The organism is Nocardia brevicatena NBRC 12119 (assembly GCF_000308495.1).
GTDB lineage: Bacteria > Actinomycetota > Actinomycetes > Mycobacteriales > Mycobacteriaceae > Nocardia > Nocardia brevicatena.
Window position 1 is genome coordinate 1 of the sequence record NZ_BAFU01000208.1, and the last position, 4,819, is coordinate 4,819.

Genomic DNA, 4,819 nt, shown 5'->3' on the forward strand with positions numbered 1-4,819 from the left:
GCGTCGCTATGCGGCCAAACATCCGTGTCACGGGTTCCGCCGGGCCTGGTCGGCGCTGCGGTTCGACGAAGGCTGAATCCCCCCGGCATGTTCGGAGGCTTCGTCTCTTGAGAGAGGATGAAGTCTGTGAGTTCGAAGAGGTACCCGCCAGAGCTGCGTGAGCGGGCCGTGCGGATGGTCGCTGAGGTCCGTGATCAGCACAAGACCGAGTGGGCCGCGATCGGGGCGGTCGCCGACCTGCTGGGAGTCGGCTCGGCCGAAACAGTCCGCAAGTGGGTCCGCCAGACGCAGGTCGATGCCGGGTACCGCTCCGGGGTCACGACCGAGGAGTTGGCAGAACTGAAACGGTTGCGGCGAGAGAACGCAGAGCTCAAGCGCGCCATCGGGATTCTGAAGGCGGCGTCGGCTTTCTCGCGGCCGAGATAAACCGGCCAAGTCGCTGATCTGCAGGTTCGTCACCGAACACGCAGGCCGCCGCGACAGCGGCGGCCTGCGGTGGGGTGTGGAGTCTATCTGCGCCGTGCTCACCGAGCTCGGCGTGCACCTCGCCCCTTCGACCTATTACGAGCACCGAAATCGGGTCCCGACCGTCCGGCAACGCCGCGACGAGGAGTTGCTCATCGAGGTCAGGCGGGTGCATCAGGAGAACTTCGGTGTCTATGGTGCCCGCAAGGTATGGCTGCAACTCAACCGTGAAGGCCATCGGGTGGCCCGCTGCACGGTGGAACGGCTGATGCGCCAGGACGGGCTACGTGGGGTCTCGCGTGGCCGGGTCAAGCGCACCACGATCGCCGATCCGGTCGCGCCGCGGCCGGCGGACCTGGTGCAACGCCGGTTCACACCGGTAGCGCCGAACCGGTTGTGGGTGTCGGATATCACGTATGTGTCGACCTGGTCCGGGTGGGTGTATGTGGCGTTCGTGATCGATGCCTATGCCCGCCGGATCCTGGGTTGGCGCCTGTCGACGTCGATGACCACAACGTTGGTGCTGGACGCGATCGAGCATGTGATCTGGACCCGCGAACGCGAGGGATGGAACGTGAAAGATGTTGTGCACCATACGGATAGGGGGGCTCAGTATACGGCGATAGCGTTCACCGAACGGCTCGCCGAGGCCGGGATCCAGCCCAGCGTCGGCGCGGTCGGGTCGAGCTATGACAACGCTCTTGTCGAGACGATCAACGGCCTCTACAAGACCGAGTTGATCAAACCACAAGGTCCGTGGCGCAGAGTCGACCAGGTCGCGTTCGCCACCGCCGAGTGGGTCGACTGGTTCAACCACCGCCGTCTCTACCAGCACTGCGGCGACCTGCCGCCAGCCGAGATGGAAGCGGCCTACTACGCTCAACACCCGGCCCGGCAACCCGCCGGGCTGTCACACCAATAGGTCTCCGGACCCGCCGGGGGGAATTCAGGCCACCGGATCAACATCAAGCGGGTCCACCGGCTGTGGCGGTCCGAGGGCTTGCAGGTCCGCGCGCATCATCCACGCAAACGTGCCGGTATCTCCTCGATCCCGCCGGCGCCCGCGGACGCACCGGCGGTAGTGTGGGCGCTGGATTTCCAGTTCGACTCCACCACTGACAGGCGGGTAGTGAAGATCGCGTCGATGGTCGACGAGCACACCCGCGAATCGCTGCTGCACCTGGTCGAGCGTTCGATCACCGGTCAGCGCCTCGTGGCCGAGCTCGAGCGGGTCTTCGTTGCTCGTGGAACGCCGAAAGTGCTGCGGTGCGACAACGGCCCGGAAATGATATCCGCTGCACTGCGGTCGTTTTGCGAAGACCGGGTGGGTATCTCCTACATTCCACCCGGCACGCCCTGGAATGAACCGCCCCGGGTTTGATGCGCACCGGTTTATCTGTCTCCAGCCGGTTGCTCGGCGTGGAGCGTATAGTAGTCGGCTTCGTGTTCGGCCGGTGGCCGCCGGCCGAGCCGGTGCATGATCCGGGACTGGTTGTACCAGCCGGTCCAGTCGGCGGTGAGGAGTTCGACGTCGACGAGCCGGGTCAGCGGACCACGCCGGAACGGGGAATCATCGCGGATCGCCTCGGTTTTGTAGAGTCCGATCGTGGTCTCGGCCAGCGCATTATCGTAGGTGTCACCAACCGACCCGATCGATGGGCGTAGATCCGAAAGCGCCAATGTCTCACCGAGTTTCACTGCGGTGTATTGAGACCCGGCATCGGAATGATGTATCGCTCCACCGATCGGATGGCCTTCGCGGGCCCGCAACGCGACGGCTTGCCGGATCGCTTTCTCCACGAATGTGGCGTGTTTGCTGGTCGAGCATTCCCAGCCCAGGATCCGGCCGGCGTAGGCGTCGACGACGAACGCGGTGTAGACGAACGCGCCCGTGGCCAGCCGGACATAGGTGAAGTCGGCGACGAGCAGCATGTTCGGTGCCGGGACCCGGAAGTGCCGATCCACCAGGTCCGGCGCCCTCGACGCGGCCGGATCCGGACACGTCGTGCGGACCTTCTTGCGCCGCACGACACCTTTCCAGCCGTTGGCGCGCATTAGCCGTTCCACCGTGCACCGGGCGACCGGGATGCCCTGTCGTTGCAGGTAGGCCCACATCTTCGCCGCCCCATACAGTGACTTCGGCGTCCGCCGGGCCCCGCTCGTCGGGCTCGTAATGGCCGGCAGGACCGCGGTGAGGGTGGTGTCCCACAGCGCCCGTTTCGACGGCGCTCGTCGCGCCCAGGCATGGAAGGTTGTCGGGGTGATCGTGCATCCGTGCGCGGTCAGCGCGCGGCAGATCGGAACGACCCCGAACCGAGCCCGATGCTCGGCGATGAACGCGCAACTACCGCTGTCGCGGGTCGTTCGCCTGCGCGAAGAAAGACGTTGCCGCAGAAAAGATTTCGATTGTCTGTTCGAGTTCGGCGATCTTGCGTTTCTGCTCACGGATCGTCCGCGCCGCCTCCGTCGTCACCCCGTCGGCATCACCGCGGTCGATCTCGGCCTGGCGGACCCACTTGCGCAGGGTTTCGGTGGTCATCCCCAGCCTCGCGGAGACCGCTTTCATCGCGGCCCACTCGCTGTCGGTAGTCGTCACGGTGATCGACGACCAGCCGGACAGCCTTGGCCTTGGTCGCTTCGTCGTACTTCGCAGGCATGATCTGCCCATCCTTCCCAAGAAAGAAGGTGAGCACCAAACCCGGGGCGGTTCACTCCCAAGGCCGCCGGATATCGATGGTGAGTTCACGAGCAAGGCGCAACTGGGTATAGGCGGCCAGGAGCAGCCAGGTCCATCGGTCCGCGGCGGCGGGGTCACGGGGTTTGGGAACGTTCCAGCCGAGGGTTTGCTTGAGCATGCGGAAGGTGTGCTCGATATCGAACCGCCGCAGAAATGTTTGCCACAGAACGTCGACCTCAGCGGCGTCGAGATCGACGACCGAATGCCAGAGCCACACCGGTTTCGGAATGGCGCCGCTGGGGAGCCGGTCGACATCGAGCCGGATCACAGTACCTTCGATCACCGGAAGTTTCCCGGCCTGCGCAGCCCACGATGACCGATGCGTCAGCCGAGGGTGCAGACGATTCCATGATCGTGCTGTGGCAGGACCGTAGAGGCGAGTGTCGGTTGTGACGACGGTGTCGGGCCGGCCCCAGGTCGCCCGATCACCGAATACGAACTCGCCACCGTGACGTGGCGGCCGGCCGATCATCCCGGGCTGCCATGCGGGTGCGCGGCGGCGCAGGACCCGGTCAAACCGCATCCTGGCCAGCACGGCCACGGGTAGATCTGCCGGCAGGAACGCCAGCCGGGGCGCATCGTAGCCGGCGTCGGCGACGATCCAGATATCCGGATCACCGGGCTGCCAGTGTCCGGCGTCGATCAGATTGCCGATGACGGTGCGCAACTGCTCGGCGGTGACGGTGGCAGCGTCGTCACCGGGAGCCAACCGCACAGCATCCAAGGGCGCGGTCCAGGAACTACGCCCCGATTCCAGGGCGGCGACCACCGAGTACGGCCATCCCGGAACCATTTGATGCGTGTTCTTCGCGCGTCCGTAGGTGTGACACAGGATGCGCTGCGGGCACGTATGCGCTTCCGGCCGCAACCAGGAGGTGATATCCACCGCCGGCACCAGCCGACCGTCTGCGGCTCGCGGCAGTGGCACCGAGACCAGCGCCCTCCGCAGGGCGGGCGATTTCTATCCGGCCGCGGTCCAAGGCTGCATAGATGCTGCCGTGCCCTCGGCGATGCTCGCCGATCAGTGACAGCTCCGGCAACGATCGCACCGGCCCGTCCGCGCACAACACCGCATCCACCAGCTCGAACACCGCGTCCGCCCGCCGAGTCAGACACCGATACAACTCCCGCCGATACGCCGAAAGGTCCTCGACCGTGCCGGCACAGCCGGTGTCGTGCACACTGTTCATTGAAGCCTTTGGTTGCTGAAAGTCTTTCTGTCGCAAGAAGACATGATCAACCAAGGGCTTTCCCTGTGAGCACCCAGGGTCACAAAACAGCAGCTTAGAGGTTAAAACTCAAGCTAGTGTCCTGCACCAGGAATTCGTTGTTGAATTGCTGGTTTGTGGCGTGTCGGGGTGCGTGCGGCGGTCGGGGCGGGGATGCTGAGGGTTGTGGCCGAGCGTGGACGGCGGAAGCAGCCGTTGGTGTTGACCGATGAGGAGCGTGAAGTGCTCACGGGGTGGGCGCGTCGGCGGAAGTCGGCGCAGGCGTTGGCGCAGCGGTCGCGGATCGTGCTTGCCTGTGCGGAGGGTCTGTCCAACACCGATGTCGCTGCGCGGGAGAGGGTTTCGCTGCCGACTGTCGGCAAGTGGCGTAAGCGTTTCCTCGAGCGGC

At 65.2% G+C, this 4,819-nt stretch carries 4 protein-coding genes and 2 pseudogenes; 3 read left to right on the forward strand and 3 right to left on the reverse strand.

Going from position 1 to position 4,819, the window contains the following annotated elements:
* Positions 1-117 precede the first annotated feature (117 nt).
* Both ON20_RS26195 and ON20_RS26200 read left to right on the forward strand, forming a co-directional pair.
* Positions 118-1,387, forward strand: a protein-coding gene (locus ON20_RS26195; RefSeq protein WP_086009079.1) for an IS3 family transposase whose coding sequence is annotated in 2 segments (ribosomal slippage) — positions 118-413 and positions 412-1,387 — 1,272 coding nt in all. Because the reading frame shifts where the segments join, the coding sequence is not laid out codon by codon here.
* A gap of 159 nt (positions 1,388-1,546) precedes the next feature.
* Positions 1,547-1,846: an integrase catalytic domain-containing protein gene (locus tag ON20_RS26200; protein ID WP_157229013.1), complete on the forward strand. Its 300-nt coding sequence runs from the start codon at positions 1,547-1,549 to the stop codon at positions 1,844-1,846.
* An 11-nt stretch (positions 1,847-1,857) separates the two neighbouring features.
* Here ON20_RS26200 and ON20_RS26205 read toward each other — a convergent pair.
* The 3 genes and pseudogenes from ON20_RS26205 to ON20_RS41130 form a co-directional block, all read right to left on the reverse strand.
* Positions 1,858-3,122 (reverse strand): annotated as a pseudogene (locus ON20_RS26205) (IS3 family transposase).
* Positions 3,123-3,173: 51 nt separating this feature from the next.
* Complete coding sequence (locus ON20_RS26215) at positions 3,174-4,097, reverse strand: transposase (protein WP_245547499.1); 924 nt, start codon at positions 4,095-4,097, stop codon at positions 3,174-3,176.
* Positions 4,098-4,215: 118 nt separating this feature from the next.
* A pseudogene (locus tag ON20_RS41130) lies at positions 4,216-4,392 on the reverse strand (hypothetical protein); the annotation flags it as partial.
* 204 nt (positions 4,393-4,596) lie between these two features.
* On the opposite strand from ON20_RS41130, the gene ON20_RS26220 reads away from it, so the two are divergent.
* Positions 4,597-4,819 (forward strand): helix-turn-helix domain-containing protein (locus ON20_RS26220; protein ID WP_245546979.1); only part of this gene is annotated, 223 nt, incomplete at its 3' end.